This is a genomic window from Mesorhizobium sp. M4B.F.Ca.ET.143.01.1.1 (assembly GCF_004792275.1).
Classification (GTDB): Bacteria; Pseudomonadota; Alphaproteobacteria; order Rhizobiales; family Rhizobiaceae; genus Mesorhizobium; species Mesorhizobium abyssinicae.
Genome location: NZ_SRSR01000012.1, coordinates 135,535 through 153,143 on the forward strand (window position 1 = coordinate 135,535; position 17,609 = coordinate 153,143).

Consider the following 17,609-nt stretch of genomic DNA (forward strand, 5'->3'; position numbering starts at 1 on the left):
CGGGGGTACCTACACAAGAGATTGATGCGGCAAACGAGGCGCCCCCGACGGCACGAGCTTGCGGGAACGCCGTCGATCCTTCAGACCACTGCGCCGCCCGCCGCCCGTCCTGCACTGCGCCCGGAGAAGATGCAGCCGCCGAGAAACGTGCCTTCCAGCGCCGCGTAGCCGTGCACGCCGCCGCCGCCGAAGCCGGCAGCTTCGCCGACCGCGTAGAGACCCGGCACCGGTTGGCCCCCGGCATCGAGAACGCGGCTGTCGAGATCGGTCTGCAGGCCGCCGAGCGTCTTGCGGGTGAGGATGTTGAGGCGCACCGCGATCAGCGGGCCGTTCGCCGGATCGAGCAATTTGTGCGGCTTTGCGGTGCGGATCAGCTTGTCGCCGAGATAGGCGCGCGCGCCGCGCAGCGCCGTCACCTGCATGTCTTTCGAGAATGGATTGTCGAGCTGCCGGTCGCGGGCGCGGATCTCGCGCTCGACCTGGGCCGCCTCCAATAGCGGCTCGCCGCCGGCCAGTGCGTTCATGCGCTTGACCAGCTTCGAAAGGTCGGCCTCGACGATGAAGTCCTCGCCCTTCTCCATGAAGGCTTTCACCGGGCCGGGAATGCCCGACGTGGCGCGGCCCAGCACCTGGCGCCAGCTCTTGCCGGTCAGGTCCGGGTTCTGCTCGGAGCCCGACAGCGCGAACTCCTTCTGGATGATCTTCCTGGTCAGGATGAACCAGGAATAGTCGAAGCCGGTGCTCATGATGTGGCTGAGCGTGCCGAGCGTGTCGAAGCCCGGATAGAGCGGCACCGGCAGGCGCTTGCCGCGCGCGTCGAGCCACAGCGACGACGGGCCGGGCAGGATGCGGATCGCGTGGTCGGTCCAGATCGGCGCCCAGTTCCTGATGCCCTCGACATAGTGCCACATGCGGTCGCGGTTGATGACCCTGCCGCCGGCCGCTTCGGTGATGGCCAGCATACGGCCATCGACATGGTCGGGCACGCCGGTGATCATCCGCGTGGGCGCCTTGCCCAGGCGCTCGGGCCAGTTCTTGCGCACCAGCTCGTGATTGGCGCCGATGCCGCCGGAGGCGACGATCACCGCTTGCGCGTGAAGTTCGAAGTCGCCGGCGATGTCGCGCGCGCTCTTGCGGCCGCGCTCGACGCTGCTTGGCTCGAGGATGTCGCCGCGCACGCCATCGACGGTCGTGCCCGTTCGCGTCAGCTCGTTGACACGATGGCGGAATTTGAACTGGACAAGCCCGCGTTTCGCCGCCTCCCGCACACGCAGGACAAAAGGTTCGAGCACGCCGGGGCCGGTGCCCCAGGTGACGTGGAAGCGCGGCACCGAATTGCCGTGGCCGATGGCGTTGCCGCCGCCGCGTTCCGCCCAGCCGACGACGGGAAAGAATTTCAGCCCGCGTTCGATCAGCCAGGAACGCTTTTCGCCGGCGGCAAAGCCGACATAGGCCTCGGCCCATTTGCGCGGCCAGAAATCTTCCGGGCGGTCGAAGGCCGCGGTGCCCATCCAGTCTTCCAGCGCGAGATCGTGCGAATCGCGGATGCGCATGCGCCGCTGCTCCGGCGAATCGACCAGGAACAGCCCGCCGAACGACCAGAAGGCCTGGCCGCCCAGCGACTGCTCCGGTTCCTGGTCGACGATGATGATCTTCCTGCCGGCCTCGGCCAGCTCGGCCGCGGCGACGAGGCCGGCCAGCCCCGCGCCGACAATGATGACGTCCGCATCGTCAGCCATTTTTGCTCCCCCCAAGGCCGATAGAGCAATTCCAGGAAAAGTGTGAAGCGGTTTTCCGTCCGGAATTGCGTCAAGACAAAGACTCAGACCGGTTCCCAGCCGTCCTTGCCGCCGGCGCGGAAGATGGCATCGATGACCTTCTGGTTGAGCACCGATTCCTCCAGCGTGAAGACGCGCTCCTTGCCGCCCTGCGCCGCCCTGGCGAAGGTCTCGACCTCCAGCCGGTACTGCTGCGTGCCGGGGAAGCGGAACACCTGCGCCTCGGTGTGGTTCTGGTTGTGCAGCTCGACCCGATGGTGGTCGTAGAGCCCGGCATTGAACGGCGAGAACACCTCGATGAAACCCTTCTCGCCGTGGAACACCATCACCTGCCGCGCCGCCATCTGCGTCGACAGGTAGAAGGACAGTTCGAAGTCGCCGAAATCGGCGCGGATCGAGGAATAGATGTCGGTGCCGAAGGTCTTGTCGCGCTCGATCGTCGCCTGCACGCGCTGCGGTTCCTTGCCGGTCGAAAAGCGCGTCGACACTGTCGGGTAGACGCCGATGTCGGGCAATGCGCCGCCGCCGAGGTCGAGCTGGTTGCGCATGTTCTTGGGGTCGACATTGTAATAGGAGAACGCGCCCTGCACGTGGCGCAGCCGGCCGATGGCGCCGCTGGCGATCAGGTCGCGCACCTTGATCCATTGCGGGTGGTAGATGACCATGAAGGCTTCGCAGACCAGCACCTTCTTCTCGTCGCGCAGCTTGATCAGCGGCGCGATGTCCTTGGCGTCGAGCGCCAGCGGCTTCTCGACCAGCACATGCTTGCCGGCCTCAATCGCCTTGGCCGTCCACTCGACATGCTGCGAGGTGGGCAGCGGGATGTAGACGCCGTCGATGTCCTTCGACGCGAGCAGTTCCTCATAGGAGCCGAAAGCATGCGGCGCGCCGAAGCGGTCGGCGAGCGCCCGGGCTTTCGCCAGATCGCGGCTGGCGATCGCCGACAGGACGCCATTCTCCGCCTCGACAATCGCCGGCAACAGCTGCTCGCGGCCGATCTTGGCCGTCGACAGAACACCCCATCGGAACATCACGCTTCTCCATGTCGAATTGCATCATGGAGGTGTGCCCCAATTCAGGGGAAAAGCCAATCGCAGACGCTCCGTGGCTTGGCGCATGCATTGTCCAATGTAGCGCTGGTCGACCCCCACTCCGTCTCGGCTTCGCCGAGCCACCTCTCCCCCGATCGACGGGGTAGAGGAAGGCGCCTAGCTTTTTGCCATCAACGCTCCTCCAGCAACGCTCCCTTCCTTTCCCTCCGGAGGGGGAAAGGTGGCGCTGCGAAGCAGCGACGGATTGGGGGAACCACGTGGCCATCAAGCTACGGCCTGATCAGTCACGCCAATCACAGAAGATGTGTGCATAGCGTGGCCAGCGTTGCCGGGGCGAGGAAATGCGCCTCAGCCCCTCTTGCCCGTCAGCGTCATGTCGAAGTTGACGACGTTGGAATAGATCGGCGTGCCGACATCCATGCCGTAGCGCGACCTCAACACCTTGCCGGTGACGTGGAATTTGATCGTGCCGGCCTTGAGGCTGCTGAGCTCGGCGGTGAATTTTTCCGGAAACGTCTTGCCGCGCGCCGTCAGCCGGCCGGTGACCAAGGCCGTCGTGTCGCCGGTACGGGTCACATTGGTCGAGCGGAACTGGATTTCCGGGCTGTTGGCGCTGTCGAACACCGCGTCGGAGCGCAGGAAGGCATCGATGCGGTTCTGGCCGGTGCCGACGCTCTCGGGAAAGATGGTGAGGTTGACCTGCGAGCGTTCGACATTGCCGTTGTCGATGCGGATGCTGCCCTTGAAGCGGGCGAAGGCGCCGTCGAAGCCGCCGCCGCCCGCCTTGCCGATGGTGAAGCGGATGTTCGATGCGGCCGGGCTGATCGTGTAGCTGCCGGCGGCGTCGCTGAGCGCCACCGCCGCGATGGCGGGCACGGCAAGGCAAGCGGCAAGGGCCGCCAATCCAAGGATGCGCGCATGCATGGGGAAGGTCCTTTTTCTGAGGCAGCGCATTGCTGTCTTCTCGCCTCACCAACGAACGACGGCGGTCTTCTATTCCCTGCCTGACGAAGGCGTGATCATGCGCGCAAGCACGCGGTCGCGCAGCCAGAAATGATGGCGCAACGCGGCCAGGACATGCAGGACGACGAGCGCGATGCCGGCATAGGCGAGATACCAGTGCGCTGCCGTCCAAAAACTCTCTGCCGCGTCGGATACGGCCAGTGGCAGGTTGGGCATCACGAACAGATTGAATGGCATGCTCGGGATCTCCAGCGTCGACACCGACACCAGCGCCCAACCGGAGAGCGGCAGGCTGATCTGGAAGAGATAGAGCGCGAAATGCGCGAGCGGCGCGGCTTGTCGCTCCAGGCCTCCGACCGAGGAGGGCAACGCCGGCACGATGTTGCCGAGCCGCCAGGCGATGCGCAGGATGATCAGGCCGAGCAGCAGGAAGCCGAGGGACTTGTGCAACTGGATCAGCTCGAAGGCGGTGCGCTGGCTTTCGATCCGCATCATCACGAAGCCGAGCACGAACTGGCCGATGAAGATGATCCCGATCAGCCAGTGGAGGACGATCATCGCCCAGCCATAGCGGGTTGAGGTGTTTGTGATTGACGATTCCATGGCCGAAAAACGCCGCTGAGGTCAGCTTTCTTCCAGGCTACCCTATGCCCCACTCTCCACACAATTCCGGGCGCCGGCGCCGCCCCTCATTGCCCTGCCGGGCATTTCTCCCCGTATAGTGACGGGGAGAAAGAAGCCTGCGCCGATGGTTTCGCCAATCTCAGAAGTCGCAAGAAGGGCGCCGGCGTTGCAGTCAGCCCCTTCTCCCCGTTCCTACGGGGAGAAGGTGCCGGCAGGCAGATGAGGGGCGGCGCCGCCGGCCAATAGGGTTGGCGACCAACCTTGGAGCGATGGTTTCGCCGCGAGCCTGCAGCGCGCCTACCCGCCCACCCTGAAGAAATCCACGAAAGCCCGCAGCGCCGGCCGCATCTGCCGGCGGCTGGGATAATAGACGAAGAAGCCGTCGAAGGTCGGGCACCAGTCTTCCAGCACGCGGATCAGCCTGCCGTCGGCGAGCGGCGCCCTGACATAGGGCTCGAAGACGAAGGCGAGCCCGGCGCCGTCTACCGCCGCTTGCGCGATCAGATGGTCCTCGTCGAGGATCAGCGGCCCTTGCGCAGCGATCTCGATCTCCTCGCCGTCCTTCTCGAATTCCCAGCGATAGAGGATGCCGCTGGAAAAGCGGAAGCTGATGCAACGATGGTCGGCGAGCTCGCGCGGGTGGCGCGGTCTGGGCATCGTGGCAAAATAGGACGGCGCGGCGACGACGGCGCCGCGAAGGTCGGGCCCGATGCGCACCGCGATCATGTCGCGCTGCAGGCTTTCGCCGAGCCGCACACCGGCATCGAAGCCGCCCTCGACCACATCGGTGAAGCGGTCCTCGATGACGATCTCCAGCACGATGTCGGGATAGGCGGCGGCAAAGGCGCCGAGCCGTGGCGTCAGCGTCAGGTGCGCTGCCGTGCGCGGCACGGTCAGCCGCAGATTGCCGGCCGGCCGGTCGCGCGCCTCCACCGCCGTCTCCAGCGCGTGGTCTATTTCGGAAAGCGCCGGCCGCAGCCGTTCGAGCAGCTGCGCCCCTTCCACGGTCGGCGCCACGCTGCGCGTGCTACGCGCCAGCAGCCGCACGCCGAGCCGCGCCTCAAGGCTCGCCACCGCGTGGCTCACCGCGGACGGCGCGATGCCGAGCTCGCGGGCCGCACCGCGAAAACTGGCGCATTGGGCGACGGTGGCAAGCACGGCCAGTTGAGAGAGGTTCGCTCGGTTCATTGATCTATTTTATAGAACAAGCCGTGCAAAAGCGACACGGTTATCGAACGAAAGGCAAGTGGCTACTTGTTCCGCATCACAACAAGGAGATGCGTGATGCAAACCCGCAAACTTGGAACTGAACTCGAAGTCTTCCCCGTCGGCCTCGGCTGCATGGGCATGAGCTTTGTCTATGGCGGCCAGCCGGAAGCCGAAGCGATCGCCACGCTGCGCCGCGCCGCCGAGATCGGCGTCACCTTCTTCGACACCGCCGAAGTCTATGGCCCCTACGAGAACGAGATCCTGCTCGGCAAGGCGCTGAAGCCGGTGCGCGACAAGGTGACGATCGCCACCAAATTCGGCTTCAAGATCCTGGAAGAGGGGACGGGCACCGACCGCATGGCCGGCGTCGACAGCCGCCCCGAGCACGTCAAGGCGGTGGCCGAGGCCTCGCTGAAGCGGCTGGGCACTGATGTCATCGACCTCTACTACCAGCACCGTGTCGACCCCAACGTGCCGATCGAGGATACGGTCGGCGCCATGGCCGAGCTGGTGCGCGAGGGCAAGGTGCGCGCGCTCGGCCTTTCCGAGGCGAGTGCGGCGACCATCCGCCGGGCGCATGCGGTGCACCCGATATCGGCCGTGCAGAGCGAATATTCGCTATGGACCCGCGATCCCGAGGACGAGGTCCTCGCCGTCTGCCGCGAGCTCGGCATCGGCTTTGTCCCCTACAGCCCGCTCGGCCGCGGCCTGCTCACCGGCACCATCGCCAGGCCGGACGTCCTCGACGCCGGCGACTGGCGCCTCGGCCAGCCGCGCTTCCAGGCCGAGGCCATGGCGGCCAACGCCAAGGTTGTTGCCACGCTGGAAAAGATGGCGGCGGAGAAGGGCGTGACATCGGCGCAGCTGGCGCTCGCCTGGGTGCTGCACCAGGGCGATTTCATCGTGCCGATCCCCGGCGCGCGGAAAATCCGCCATCTGGAACAGAACACGGCAGCGGCAGGGATTGAGCTGAGTGCTGCGGAGGTCGCCGCGATTGGCTACGCGCTGTCGCCGGATAAGGTGGTCGGCAAGCGCTATAGCGAGGAGCTGATGGCGCTGGTGAATGGGTGAGCAAAAGGTGCTTTTGCACCCCCTTTATTGAAAGATCGGCGCGAGGCCCCCCTCTCTGTCCTGCCGGACATCTCCCCCTCAAGGGGGGAGATTGGCTGCTTCGGCGCCGGCGCATTTTTCTGTAGCATTGGTGATTGGCGAAGGCCGCGATGACATCTGATCTCCCCCCTTGAGGGGGAGATGGCCGGCAGGCCAGAGAGGGGGGCTTCGCGCCGACTTATCTTATCTCTACGTCCCTACCATGGCACCACGCTGATCTCCGGCCAGCACTCCTGTGCCCTTCTCCCCTTCACCTCATGCGTCCGTTGATTGTCCATCACCCGGTTCGGCATGATGCGAAACGAAAAAACATCATCGAGCCCGAACGGCGCCACCAGATCAAGCTCCCCGTCGGCATCGCACCGCACCCCCACAGCATGCGTCTTCGAGGCGAAATAGCTGACGGATTCACTGGAACTCGTGTAGCGCGGGCATTCCTGCCCGAACTTCTCCGGATACCACAAATGCACCCGCGCCTGGTTGCGCACCTCGACCGGCAGCGTCAGCCCGTCGAAATGTCTGGCCGCCCGGCGGATGACCGCGTCCTCGGCCTCGTAGGAAAGGTCGGCATCGTCGAAATAGAACAGGTCGACATCCTTGATGCCGTAGCCTGGCGGCTTGCCGGTCAGGTGGTTCCAGACGCTGTTGTAGAGCGCGCCGGAGACCACCAGCCAGTCCGGCAGCGCGAGATCACGCACCCGCGCCAGTGTTTCGCCAATGAGTGGGTCGGTCGCGATGATGCCGAGGAACGCCAGGCGCTGTTCTTCAAAAGGAAGGCCGGAATGACGGAGATGGTCCATCGCCCTTTGGAGGACGATTCGCAACCTTCCGGCAACCTCTTGCTTAAGCGCGCAGCACGCCGCCCGTCTGCTTGTTGACGTTCTCGACGATACGCTTGGCCAGCGCCTCGAAATCCTCGTCGGTCAGCGTCTTCTCGACCGGCTGGATCGACACCTCGATGGCGATCGACTTCTTGGCCGCGCCCAGCGAGGCGCCCTCGAAGACGTCGAACACCGAGACGCCTGTGACCAGTTTCTTGTCGGCGGCAAGGGCTGCGCGCACCAGCGTGCCGGCCTCGACCGTCCTGTCGACGACAAAGGCGAAGTCGCGCTTCACCGCCTGGAAGGGCGACAGCTCCAGTTTCGGCTTGGTGCGGGTCGGCTTGGCCTTCGGCTCCGGCACGGCGTCGACAAAAACCTCGAAGCCGCAGATCGGTCCGGACACGTCGAGCGCCTCAAGCGTCTTCGGATGGAATTCGCCGAACGTGCCGAGCACCGTCTTCGGGCCGAGCTTGATCGTGCCGGAACGGCCGGGATGGTACCAGGCGGGGCCGCCGGGCTCGATCTGCAGCCGGTCGACCGGCGCGCCGCAGGCTTCGAGCGCCGCGATCGCATCGGCCTTGGCGTCGAACACGCCGACCGGCCCGGCATTGCCGGCCCAGTGGCGGCCGGAGCCGTCGAGCTTGGCCGTGCCGCGCCGCACGCCGGCGGCGACGCGCCGCTGCTGGTCGGGCAGGTCGCCCTCATAGGTGCCGGAGACCTCGAACAGCGCCACATCGCCGATGCCCCTGTCGGCATTGCGCTGGGCGGCAGAGATCAGGCCGGGCAGCAGCGAGGGCCGCATGTCCGACATGTCTGCGGCGATCGGGTTGGCGAGCTTCAGCGCCGTCTGGCCGCCGCCGAACAGTTCGGCGTGCTTGGCCGGAATGAACGACCAGGTGACGGCCTCCATCATGCCGCGCACGGCAAGCGCGCGCTTGGCCGCGCGGGTGCGGATCTGCAGCACCGTCAGGATCTTGCCGTTGACCGCGTCATGCGAGGTCAGCGGCTGCGGCGCGATATTGTCGACGCCGTGGATGCGCATCACCTCCTCGACCAGGTCGGCCTTGCCGTCGACATCCGGCCGCCACGACGGCACCTTCACCTTGACGACATCGCCCGAGCCCTGAGGCTCGAAGCCGAGGCGGGTCAGGATGTCGAGGCTTTCCGCCTGCGGCACCTCGATGCCGGTCAGCCGCTTCACTTCCGACAGTGGGAAGGAGACGGTTTTCCGCTTGTGGCCGGCATAGCCCGCCACCTCGATCTCGGTCGGCGTGCCGCCGCAGAAATCGAGCACCAGCTTGGTCGCCAGCTCGATGCCGGGCACCATGAATTCAGGGTCGACGCCGCGCTCGAAGCGGTAGCGCGCATCGGTGATGATGCCGAGCGCGCGGCCGGTGCGGGCCGTGGTGATCGGGTCCCAGAGCGCGGATTCCACCAGCACGTCGGTGGTGTTCTCGTCGCAGCCGGAATGCTCGCCGCCCATGATGCCGGCGATCGATTCGACGCCGTCCTCGTCGGCGATGACGCACATTTCCGGCGTCAGCGTGTATTCGCGGCCGTCGAGCGCCAGCACCTTTTCGCCATCCTTTGCCCGGCGCACGGTGAGGTTGCCGGTCACTTTCTTGGCGTCGAACACATGCAGCGGCCGGCCGCGGTCGAAGGTGACGTAGTTGGTGATGTCGACCAAGGCGCTGATCGGCCTAAGCCCGATGGCGAGCAGCCGCTGCTGCAGCCATTTCGGCGACGGGCCGTTCTTCACGCCCCTGATCAGCGTGAGCGCGAAGCCGGGGCAGAGTTCCGGCGCCTCGATCGTTACCTTGACCGGGCAGAGGCCATCGCCGGCATGCGGCATGATCCCGCCGCCGACGAGGCGCCCGAGCCCGCTCGCGGCAAGATCGCGCGCGATGCCGTAGACGCTGGTCGCGTCCGGCCGGTTCGGCGTCAGATTGATCTCGATCACCGGATCGTCGAGATGGGCGTAGGCGGCAAAGCTGGTGCCGACAGGCGCGTCCTGCGGCAGGTCGATGATGCCGTTGTGCTCGTCGGAGATTTCCAACTCGCGCTCCGAGCACATCATGCCGTGGCTCTCGACGCCGCGGATTTTGCCCACCGCGAGCGTCACGTCGATGCCGGGAACGTAGGTGCCGGGCGCGGCGAAGGCGCCGATCAGGCCGGCGCGGGCGTTCGGCGCGCCGCAAACGACCTGTACCGGCGGTCTGCCGTCGCCGGTGTCGACCGTCAGCACGCGCAGCCGGTCGGCGTCGGGATGCTGCACCGCCGACAGCACCTTGGCGATGACGAAGGGTCTTAGCCCCGCCTTGTCGTCGACATGCTCGACCTCGAGGCCGATTGCGGTCAGCCGCTCGACGATCTCGGTGAGCGAGGCGTCGGTCTCGAGGTGGTCCTTGAGCCAGGAGAGGGTGAATTTCATGACTGTGTTCCGTCTGGTCTTTGCCCATCGGGCCTGGTCACGCTGGTCCTGAGATGGCGCGGCAGGTCGTCGGGCATATGCAGGAAGGGGAGCTGCTCGCGCACATGGGCATGGTGCGTCGGCTTGAAATAGGCCGGCATGTCCATCGAACCGAGGGTGAAATAGATGTGGCCGGCGAGCCGCTCATCCGTATAGGCGATCGGCGAGCCGCAGACGCCGCAGAAGGTGCGCGTTACTGGGCCGTTCTCGAACCGCTTCAGTGCCTTGCCGTCGAGCGCGATCTGGTCGGTCATGAAGCCGACGAACGCCGACACCGGCGCGCCGCTCGCCCGCCGGCAATCGCCGCAATGGCAGTAGCTGATGTGGTGCGGCTCGACTGACGCCTCGAACCGCACCGCGCCACAGCGGCAGCCGCCGGTGTGCGGCGCCGTCATGCCGAGAGGCCTCCGAACAGCGTCGGCAGGTCGAGCGGCCTGAAGCCGTAATGCGACAGCCAGCGCACGTCGGCATCGAAGAAGGCGCGCAGGTCCGGCATGCCGTATTTCAGCATGGCGATGCGGTCGATGCCCATGCCCCAGGCAAAGCCCTGGTACTCGTCGGGATCGAGCCCGCCATGGCGCAGCACATTGGGGTGCACCATGCCGCAGCCGAGGATCTCCATCCAGTCCGAGCCCTCGCCGAAGCGCACCTCGCCCGGCCGCGAGCGGTCGCACTGGATGTCGACCTCGAGGCTCGGCTCGGTGAACGGGAAGAAGGAGGGGCGGAAGCGCATCTTGACGCTCGGCACCTCGAAGAAGGCCTTGCAGAACTCCTCCAGCACCCACTTCATGTTGGCGACGTTGGCTGATCTGTCGATCACCAGCCCCTCGACCTGATGGAACATCGGCGAGTGCGTGGCATCCGAATCCTGCCGGTAGGTCTTGCCGGGGATGACGATGCGGATCGGCGGCTTCTGCCGCTCCATGGTGCGGATCTGCACCGGCGAGGTGTGGGTGCGCAAAAGCTTGCGCTCGCCCTTCTCGTCCGGCTGGAAGAAGAAGGTGTCATGCATCTCGCGCGCCGGGTGGCCTTCCGGGAAGTTCAGCGCGGTGAAATTGTAATAGTCGGTCTCGACATCGGGGCCCTCGGCGATGGCGAAGCCGAGATCGCCGAAGATCGCCGCGATCTCGTCGATGACCTGGCTGATCGGGTGGATGCGGCCGCGCTCAGCCGGCGACTGGCGCACCGGCAGCGTCACGTCGACCGTCTCGGCGGCGAGCCGGGCGGCGATCGCCACGTCCTTCAGTTCCGCCTTGCGCGCGGTCAGCGCCTCGGTGACGCGGTTCTTCAGCCCGTTGATCGCCGGGCCCTTCACCTGGCGCTCCTCGGCGCTCATCGCGCCGAGCGTCTTCAGCATTTCGGAGACCGAGCCCTTCTTGCCCAGCGCCGCGACGCGCACCGCCTCGATCGCAGCCTCGTCAGCGGCTGCCGCTATGTCGGCAAGCAGCGAGCCTTCCAGGACTTCAAGATTTCCAGCACTGGCGTTCACGGTGAAACTCTCTCGATCGGGCAACCACCAGTGTCCGGTGCGTCACCATTTTGGTTGCATCAGGCATAAGAAAAACCCGCGCCAGCCGTGCCAGCGCGGGTTCCCCAAATCAGAATTGCGAATGCTTGGGAAGCGCTGGCTTAGGCGACAGCGCTTTCAAAAGCGTTCGGCGTGGTGTTCTTCAGGTATTCGAGCGCGACCTTGGCCTTGGCCACCAGCGCGGCGAAAGCCTGCGGCTCGTGGATGGCCATGTCGGACAGGACCTTGCGATCGATCTCGATACCGGCCTTGTTGAGGCCGTCGATGAAGCGGCCATAGGTCAGGCCGTGCTCGTGGGTCGCGGCGTTGATGCGCTGGATCCACAGCGCGCGGAACGAGCGCTTGCGGTTCTTGCGGTCGCGATAGGCGTACTGCAGCGACTTCTCCACCGCCTGCTTGGCGATGCGGATGGTGTTCTTGCGGCGGCCGTAGAAACCCTTGGCGGCTTTCAGGACCTTCTTGTGCTTGGCGTGAGCGGTGACGCCTCTCTTTACGCGTGCCATGTCATGATCTCCTTAAAAGCAATTCCAGGAAAAGTGTTTAGCGGTTTTCCGTTCGGAATTGCGTCAAACCAGTTGCGTGTCCAGGCCGAATGCTCAGAGGCCGTTCGGCAGAAAATTCTTGATGACCTTCTTGCCGTCCGGTTCAGCCAGAACCATCGTGCCGCGGGCATCGCGAATGAACTTGTTGGAACGCTTGATCATGCCGTGGCGCTTGCCGGCGGCAGCCGACAGCACCTTGCCGGTGGCAGTAATCTTGAACCGCTTCTTGGCGGCCGATTTGGTCTTCATCTTGGGCATTTTGCTACTCCGTATTGTGGGCGCACCATCGCGCTTCTTGTTCGCTTCGGGCCGACCAAAGCCCGAAAAGCAAATGAAACCGCCACGGCATGCCCTGCCGGGCGGTTTTCGTTTTTGTTCCTGCGTATCTTTCCGAAAGACGATTTCAGGCCGATACGCGGAACGGCGGTCCTATAGATCAAACACGGCCGGCGCGCAACACCTCAAGCCATGCGACGCTCTGTCCGCGATCAGGGGAGCCTGAAGAGCACGGGCAGCACGCCCGACAGCTGCGCGCCGTCGATAAGCTCGAAGGCCGGCAGCGCGACCAGGAACACCAGCCCGTCGAGCAGCGTGTTCAGAAGCAGGCGCGGCTTGAAGCTGCCGGTGTCGCCTTCGTCGTAGAGCGAGAGGTCGGGGAAGAAGCGCGGCACTTTCGCCAGATAGGCTCGGTAAGGGGCGCCGAGCGCCTCCTTGAGGAATTTCTCCTCGCGCAGGATGACGATGTGGAACGCCCCGGCGCACAGGGCCGCGAACAGGATGATGCCGGTGAACGAGCCGATTTGCGCCCCGACACCGGCGGCGGCGACCGTCGAGAACACATAGAGCGGGTTGCGGGTGATCGAATAGGGGCCGCCGGTGACCACTTCGGAGGATTTGCGCCCGCCGATGTAGAGCGTCGCCCACAGCCGGCCGACGATGCCGAGGAAGATCAGCAGCACACCGAACATCTCGATCGACTCATGCACCCACGTGTCGGGCGGAAAGGTCGACTGGCCGAACAGCAGCGCGGCGAACAGCACCACGATCAGCACCGCCAGCACCATCCTGCGAATCTGCTGGTAGTTGCCCAGCCCGTATTTCACGGGGTTGGTGTCAGGGTATTTGACGTCATCGACCATGATGCAATCCGATCGTCGAGGTTTGCCGGCGATCGGATTGAAAACAGGCGCCCCGCCGATCATCGGGACGCCGTGCTCCGCAATTCAGGCGGATTTTAGAGCACGCTGCCATGGAAAGTGGTCAATTCGGCTTCTCGAAGCCGTGATCGACGCCAACGCCTGGGTTGGTCGGCGCCCGCCTGTCAGCGGGGCGCCAGCACCATCATCATCTGGCGGCCTTCGAGCTTCGGTTCGGCTTCGACCTTGGCGATCGGCGCCACTTCCTCGCGAACCTTGTTCAGGAGCTGCATGCCGAGTTCCATATGCGCCATTTCGCGGCCACGGAAGCGCAGCGTCAGCTTGACCTTGTCGCCGTCCTCGAAGAAGCGGCGCACCGCCTTCATCTTGGTCTCGTAGTCATGGCTGTCGATGTTCGGGCGCATCTTGATCTCCTTGATCTCGATGACCTTCTGGTTCTTGCGCGCTTCGGCCGCCTTCTTCTGGTTGGCGTATTTCAGCTTGCCGAGATCGAGGATCTTGACGACGGGCGGCTGCGCGTTGGGCGAGATCTCGACGAGATCGAGCCCGGCCTCTTCGGCCAGCAGCAATGCGTCGTTGATGGAAACATCGCCACGATTGTGGCCTTCTGCGTCGATGAGCTGGACCCGGGGCACCCGGATGTCGCGGTTGGAGCGCGGCCCATCCTTGGTGGGCGCCGCTGCTTTGAAAGGTCTGCGAATGGTCGTGGTCTCCTTGGCCGTTTCGTTCGGGGTTCGTAGGGTTCGGATGGTCGGGACGCGCCAATGTGGTGAGCGCGCGGCGCAAGTCAATAGCACAGCCTTCGCAAGAAATCACCTGATCCCGCGTCTGCACCAAGCAAAGAAAGTTGCAGAGCACTTTTCGTCGAACGCTCCGCCGTGCCAAAAGACCGGCACAAGGAACAGGACCAGACGCCAGCCATGACCGCAACCGCTCCCATGTTTCTGGATGTCGGGGGAACCAGCATCGCCGTCAGGCAGTCGCAAGGCGCGGCCGTCAGGCCGTCGCAAGGCGCCGCGCCCGGCGTCGTCTGGCTCGGCGGCTACAAGTCCGACATGCTGGGCACCAAGGCCGAGACGCTGGCCGGATGGGCGGCAAAGGAGCCCAGAGCCTTCCTGCGCCACGACTATTCCGGCCATGGCGAGTCCGGCGGCGCCTTCGCCGACGGCACCATCTCGAAATGGCTGGCCGAGAGCCTCGCCGTCTTTCGCCGTTTCACCCAAGGCAAACAGATCCTGGTCGGGTCCTCGATGGGCGCCTGGATCGCGCTGCGCATGGTGCAGGAACTGCGCAAGGCGGGCGACGCCAGCGTCACCGGCCTGGTGCTCCTGGCGCCGGCGCCGGATTTCACCGCCGAACTGGTCGAGCCGGCGCTGACCGAGGCGCAGAAGCGCGATCTGTCAGAAAGGGGCTTCTTCGCCGAACCGTCGGACTATTCGGCTGAGCCTTATATTTATACGCGCGCCCTCATCGATGACGGTCGCAAGAACCTGGTCATGGGCGGGCCGATCGACACCCACTGCCCGGTCCACATCCTGCAGGGCCTCGCCGATGCGGATGTGCCGTCCAGCCACGCGCTCAAGCTTGCCGCCTTGCTGCCGGCCGACGACGTGACGCTTTCGCTCATTCCCGACGGCGACCACCGCCTGTCGCGGCCGCAGGATCTCGACCTGCTGCTGCGGGCGGTGGGCGATATGGTGCAGCGGGGCATGTGAGCATGCGCATCTCCATTCCGATATCCGCCTTCGTCGCCGCGATCGTCGGCTTCGGCGGCACGCTCGCCGTCGTCATCGCCGCCGCCAAGGCGGTCGGCGCGACGCAGGTCGAGACGGCGAGCGGGGTGACGGCGATCTGCCTGGCGATGGCGGTCGAGTGCCTGTGGCTGTCCTGGCGCACGAAAATGCCTGTCATCACCGCCTGGTCGACGCCCGGCTTGGCGCTGCTCGCGGCATCGAGCGGCTTTTCGGTGAACGAGGCGGTCGGCGCCTTCATCGTCACCGCGGTGCTTTTGATCGCCACCGGCCTGTTCAAGCCGCTGACCCAATTCATCGCCCGGATTCCGCCCTCCGTCGCTTCCGGCATGCTGGCCGGCATCCTCGTCGGCTTCGCCACCAATGCCTTCAAGACCATCCCTTCCGATCCCTGGCTGATCCTGCCGCTGATCGCGGCCTTCTTCGTCATCCGCCTGTTCAATCCGGCGCTGTCTGTGCTGGCGGTGCTGATCGGCGGTGGCCTGGCCGCCTTCCTCACCGGCCGCGTCGGCGGCCTGCCGGCGCCGGAACTGTCGACGCTGACGTTGATTGCGCCGCAGTTCACGGCCGGCGCCGTCATCGGGCTCGCGCTGCCGCTCTACCTTGTCACCATGGCCTCGCAGAACCTGTCCGGCCTCGCGGTGCTGAAGGCCGCCGGCTACCACCCCGAGCCCGGTCCGTTGATCGGTGTCACCGGCTTCTTCTCGCTGCTGTCGGCGCCGTTCGGCGGGCCGACCACCAATCTGGCGGCGATTTCAGCGGCGATCTGCACCGGGCCGGATGTCCATCCCGATCCCGCCGAGCGCTGGAAGACAGGCCCGTTCTATACGCTCGCCTACCTCGTCTTCGCCATGTTCGGCGCCTCGCTGGTGGCGATCTTCGCCGTACTGCCGCAGGCCCTCATCGTGCTGGTGGCGGGTCTTGCGCTGATGGCGCCGCTGACCAACGCGCTGTCGATAGCGCTCAAGGACGAAGGCCACCGCATGGCCGCCATCGTCACCTTCGCCGTCACCGCCTCGGGGCTGACGCTGTTCGGCGTCGGCGCGGCATTCTGGGGCCTGGTTGCCGGAATGGTCGTGCTTTTCCTCGAAGAACTCAAAATGAGACAATCATTTCAGCCCTTTGTCCGGTTTTGGATGCGGTCGTCTTGAATCGCCGTTTTGCCCATCCCATCTCGATTCCACGCAGCCAGGATTGGCTGTGCCCAACGGAAGGACTGGGAGAAAATGAACACAACTGCATTGATCCGTCCGGCCTGGACGCCGGCGACCATCGCGCTGATGGTGATCGGCTTCATGGTGTTCTGGCCGCTCGGCTTCGCCATGCTCGCCTACATCATCTGGGGCGATCGGCTCGACGGCTTCAAGCGTGACGTGAACCGCGCCACCGACGGCATCTTCGCCGGCTGCCGCCGCGGTTCCGACAAGGCCGCGCGCTGGGGCCACGGCTCGGCCCGCACCGGCAACGTCGCTTTCGACGACTGGCGCGAAAAGGAGCTCGACCGCCTGGCCGAGGAACGCCGCAAGCTGGACGAGATGCTGACCGAGTTCGACGACTATGCCCGCGAGCTGCGCCGCGCCAAGGACCAGGACGAGTTCGATCGTTTCATGGCCAACCGCAACAAGTCGACCGCGCCGACGACGACCGGGACGACCAAGCCGGCAAGCCCGTCGACCCCCAAGCGCAAGGGCTCGAACCTGCTTGACGACTGAGGTTGCGCGACCGGCCTCGCTATGACAAACGGCGTCGCGCAAGCGGCGCCGTTTCGTTTTTGTTCTCTTTTTAAGTTCACTCCACTGGTCGTTTTCCTCGAATCGCGTATCGTCCGGCCATGACCATCGGCTTTTTCCGCAGCCTGACCAAACCCAAGCCGGCGCCAGTCGTCGAGCGTGAGCACAGCGTCGCCGGCCGCACCCTGCCGCTCAAGATCGTCGAAAGCCACAGGGCGCGGCGGCTGACGCTGCGCATCGATTCCGGCGGCCAGGGCCTGCGTATCACCGTGCCGCCGGGCCTGCGCCGCGGCGAGGTGGAGAAATTCCTCGACCGTCACCAGGATTGGCTGGAGCAGCGGCTGGCCAAGGTGCCGACACGGCCGCAGGTGCGGCCGGGCATCAAGATTCCGGTGCGCGGCGTGGCGCATCGCATCGTCCATGATCCGTCCAAACGCGGCACCGTCACCATCTCGCGCGACGAGCGTGGCCCGCTGCTGATCGTGCATGGCGAGCGCGTGCATTTGCCGCGCCGCATCGCCGACTATCTGAAGCGCGAGGCCAAGCGCGAGATCGAGAAGCTGGTGGCCAAACACACCGAAGCGCTCGGCAAGCGCGCCAAGGCGATCCGCTTCAAGGACACCTCCAGCCGCTGGGGCTCGTGCACCTCGGAAGGCAATCTGTCCTTCTCCTGGCGCATCATGATGGCGCCGGCGCCGGTGATAAACTACCTCGTCGCGCATGAGGTGGCGCATCTGAAGGAGATGAACCACGGCCCGAAATTCTGGAAACTGTGCGAAAAGCTCTGCCCCGACACCGACCGCTGCAAGGACTGGCTGAAGCGCAACGGCGGCGCCCTGCAGGCGATCGTGTTCGATTGATGCGTCCGGCGGCC

At 65.3% G+C, this 17,609-nt stretch carries 18 protein-coding genes; 5 read left to right on the forward strand and 13 right to left on the reverse strand.

Going from position 1 to position 17,609, the window contains the following annotated elements; translation table 11 throughout:
• Positions 1-80 precede the first annotated feature (80 nt).
• From EN786_RS25860 to EN786_RS25885, 5 genes are all read right to left on the reverse strand, one after another.
• Positions 81-1,739 carry an FAD-binding dehydrogenase gene (locus EN786_RS25860; protein ID WP_135908985.1) on the reverse strand — a complete coding sequence of 553 codons (1,659 nt, stop codon included), beginning with the start codon at positions 1,737-1,739 and terminating at the stop codon, positions 81-83.
• 83 nt (positions 1,740-1,822) lie between these two features.
• Positions 1,823-2,809, reverse strand: a complete 987-nt coding sequence (locus EN786_RS25865) for a Gfo/Idh/MocA family oxidoreductase (protein WP_127286016.1) — start codon at positions 2,807-2,809, stop codon at positions 1,823-1,825.
• Positions 2,810-3,178: 369 nt separating this feature from the next.
• Positions 3,179-3,754, reverse strand: coding sequence for a YceI family protein (locus EN786_RS25870; protein WP_127286017.1), 576 nt, complete (start codon positions 3,752-3,754; stop codon positions 3,179-3,181).
• 69 nt (positions 3,755-3,823) lie between these two features.
• Positions 3,824-4,396 (reverse strand): cytochrome b, encoded by a 573-nt coding sequence (locus EN786_RS25875; protein ID WP_127311085.1) that lies wholly within the window; start codon positions 4,394-4,396, stop codon positions 3,824-3,826.
• A gap of 318 nt (positions 4,397-4,714) precedes the next feature.
• Complete coding sequence (locus EN786_RS25885) at positions 4,715-5,605, reverse strand: LysR family transcriptional regulator (protein WP_127286543.1); 891 nt, start codon at positions 5,603-5,605, stop codon at positions 4,715-4,717.
• 96 nt (positions 5,606-5,701) lie between these two features.
• Here EN786_RS25885 and EN786_RS25890 point away from each other — a divergent pair, with 96 nt between their 5' ends.
• A complete protein-coding gene (locus tag EN786_RS25890; RefSeq protein WP_127286542.1) occupies positions 5,702-6,697 on the forward strand; it encodes an aldo/keto reductase in 996 nt (331 codons plus the stop codon).
• A gap of 236 nt (positions 6,698-6,933) precedes the next feature.
• On the opposite strand, the gene EN786_RS25900 is transcribed toward EN786_RS25890, so the two are convergent.
• From EN786_RS25900 to infC, 8 genes are all read right to left on the reverse strand, one after another.
• On the reverse strand, positions 6,934-7,536 hold the full coding sequence (locus EN786_RS25900; protein WP_135908987.1) for a nucleotidyltransferase family protein: 603 nt from the start codon (positions 7,534-7,536) through the stop codon (positions 6,934-6,936).
• A gap of 43 nt (positions 7,537-7,579) precedes the next feature.
• Positions 7,580-9,988, reverse strand: coding sequence for a phenylalanine--tRNA ligase subunit beta (gene pheT, locus EN786_RS25905; RefSeq protein ID WP_135908989.1), 2,409 nt, complete (start codon positions 9,986-9,988; stop codon positions 7,580-7,582).
• Complete coding sequence (locus EN786_RS25910; RefSeq protein WP_127311560.1) at positions 9,985-10,422, reverse strand: GFA family protein; 438 nt, start codon at positions 10,420-10,422, stop codon at positions 9,985-9,987. The genes pheT and EN786_RS25910 overlap by 4 nt, the downstream gene beginning before the upstream one ends.
• Positions 10,419-11,516, reverse strand: coding sequence for a phenylalanine--tRNA ligase subunit alpha (gene pheS, locus EN786_RS25915; protein ID WP_127311561.1), 1,098 nt, complete (start codon positions 11,514-11,516; stop codon positions 10,419-10,421). The genes EN786_RS25910 and pheS overlap by 4 nt, the downstream gene beginning before the upstream one ends.
• Positions 11,517-11,656: 140 nt before the next feature.
• Positions 11,657-12,058, reverse strand: a complete 402-nt coding sequence (gene rplT / locus EN786_RS25920; protein WP_042637600.1) for a 50S ribosomal protein L20 — start codon at positions 12,056-12,058, stop codon at positions 11,657-11,659.
• A gap of 93 nt (positions 12,059-12,151) precedes the next feature.
• Positions 12,152-12,355 (reverse strand): 50S ribosomal protein L35, encoded by a 204-nt coding sequence (rpmI, locus tag EN786_RS25925; RefSeq protein WP_027166935.1) that lies wholly within the window; start codon positions 12,353-12,355, stop codon positions 12,152-12,154.
• A 230-nt stretch (positions 12,356-12,585) separates the two neighbouring features.
• Positions 12,586-13,236 carry an isoprenylcysteine carboxylmethyltransferase family protein gene (locus EN786_RS25930; RefSeq protein ID WP_127311562.1) on the reverse strand — a complete coding sequence of 217 codons (651 nt, stop codon included), beginning with the start codon at positions 13,234-13,236 and terminating at the stop codon, positions 12,586-12,588.
• 182 nt (positions 13,237-13,418) lie between these two features.
• On the reverse strand, positions 13,419-13,955 hold the full coding sequence (gene infC, locus EN786_RS25935) for a translation initiation factor IF-3 (protein WP_059187883.1): 537 nt from the start codon (positions 13,953-13,955) through the stop codon (positions 13,419-13,421).
• A gap of 219 nt (positions 13,956-14,174) precedes the next feature.
• On the opposite strand from infC, the gene EN786_RS25940 reads away from it, so the two are divergent.
• The 4 genes from EN786_RS25940 to EN786_RS25955 all read left to right on the forward strand — a co-directional run bounded on the left by EN786_RS25940 (position 14,175) and on the right by EN786_RS25955 (position 17,595).
• Positions 14,175-14,969 carry an alpha/beta hydrolase gene (locus EN786_RS25940; RefSeq protein WP_127311563.1) on the forward strand — a complete coding sequence of 265 codons (795 nt, stop codon included), beginning with the start codon at positions 14,175-14,177 and terminating at the stop codon, positions 14,967-14,969.
• 2 nt (positions 14,970-14,971) lie between these two features.
• The gene (locus EN786_RS25945) at positions 14,972-16,156 is read left to right on the forward strand and encodes a benzoate/H(+) symporter BenE family transporter (RefSeq protein ID WP_135908991.1); all 1,185 of its coding nucleotides are present in this window, start codon (positions 14,972-14,974) and stop codon (positions 16,154-16,156) included.
• Between the two features lie 75 nt (positions 16,157-16,231).
• Positions 16,232-16,717: a DUF2852 domain-containing protein gene (locus tag EN786_RS25950; RefSeq protein WP_127311391.1), complete on the forward strand. Its 486-nt coding sequence runs from the start codon at positions 16,232-16,234 to the stop codon at positions 16,715-16,717.
• A gap of 119 nt (positions 16,718-16,836) precedes the next feature.
• Positions 16,837-17,595 (forward strand): M48 family metallopeptidase, encoded by a 759-nt coding sequence (locus tag EN786_RS25955; protein ID WP_127283603.1) that lies wholly within the window; start codon positions 16,837-16,839, stop codon positions 17,593-17,595.
• Positions 17,596-17,609: the final 14 nt, after the last annotated feature.

Bases quoted from the DNA above. Each gene is read 5' to 3' on its own strand.
- EN786_RS25860 (WP_135908985.1), bottom strand. From the start codon at position 1,739: ATGGCTGACGATGCGGACGTCATCATTGTCGGCGCGGGGCTGGCCGGC.
- EN786_RS25865 (WP_127286016.1), bottom strand. From the start codon at position 2,809: ATGTTCCGATGGGGTGTTCTGTCGACGGCCAAGATCGGCCGCGAGCAG.
- EN786_RS25870 (WP_127286017.1), bottom strand. From the start codon at position 3,754: ATGCATGCGCGCATCCTTGGATTGGCGGCCCTTGCCGCTTGCCTTGCC.
- EN786_RS25875 (WP_127311085.1), bottom strand. From the start codon at position 4,396: ATGGAATCGTCAATCACAAACACCTCAACCCGCTATGGCTGGGCGATG.
- EN786_RS25885 (WP_127286543.1), bottom strand. From the start codon at position 5,605: ATGAACCGAGCGAACCTCTCTCAACTGGCCGTGCTTGCCACCGTCGCC.
- EN786_RS25890 (WP_127286542.1), top strand. From the start codon at position 5,702: ATGCAAACCCGCAAACTTGGAACTGAACTCGAAGTCTTCCCCGTCGGC.
- EN786_RS25900 (WP_135908987.1), bottom strand. From the start codon at position 7,536: ATGGACCATCTCCGTCATTCCGGCCTTCCTTTTGAAGAACAGCGCCTG.
- pheT (WP_135908989.1), bottom strand. From the start codon at position 9,988: ATGAAATTCACCCTCTCCTGGCTCAAGGACCACCTCGAGACCGACGCC.
- EN786_RS25910 (WP_127311560.1), bottom strand. From the start codon at position 10,422: ATGACGGCGCCGCACACCGGCGGCTGCCGCTGTGGCGCGGTGCGGTTC.
- rplT (WP_042637600.1), bottom strand. From the start codon at position 12,058: ATGGCACGCGTAAAGAGAGGCGTCACCGCTCACGCCAAGCACAAGAAG.
- rpmI (WP_027166935.1), bottom strand. From the start codon at position 12,355: ATGCCCAAGATGAAGACCAAATCGGCCGCCAAGAAGCGGTTCAAGATT.
- EN786_RS25930 (WP_127311562.1), bottom strand. From the start codon at position 13,236: ATGGTCGATGACGTCAAATACCCTGACACCAACCCCGTGAAATACGGG.
- EN786_RS25940 (WP_127311563.1), top strand. From the start codon at position 14,175: ATGACCGCAACCGCTCCCATGTTTCTGGATGTCGGGGGAACCAGCATC.
- EN786_RS25945 (WP_135908991.1), top strand. From the start codon at position 14,972: ATGCGCATCTCCATTCCGATATCCGCCTTCGTCGCCGCGATCGTCGGC.
- EN786_RS25950 (WP_127311391.1), top strand. From the start codon at position 16,232: ATGAACACAACTGCATTGATCCGTCCGGCCTGGACGCCGGCGACCATC.
- EN786_RS25955 (WP_127283603.1), top strand. From the start codon at position 16,837: ATGACCATCGGCTTTTTCCGCAGCCTGACCAAACCCAAGCCGGCGCCA.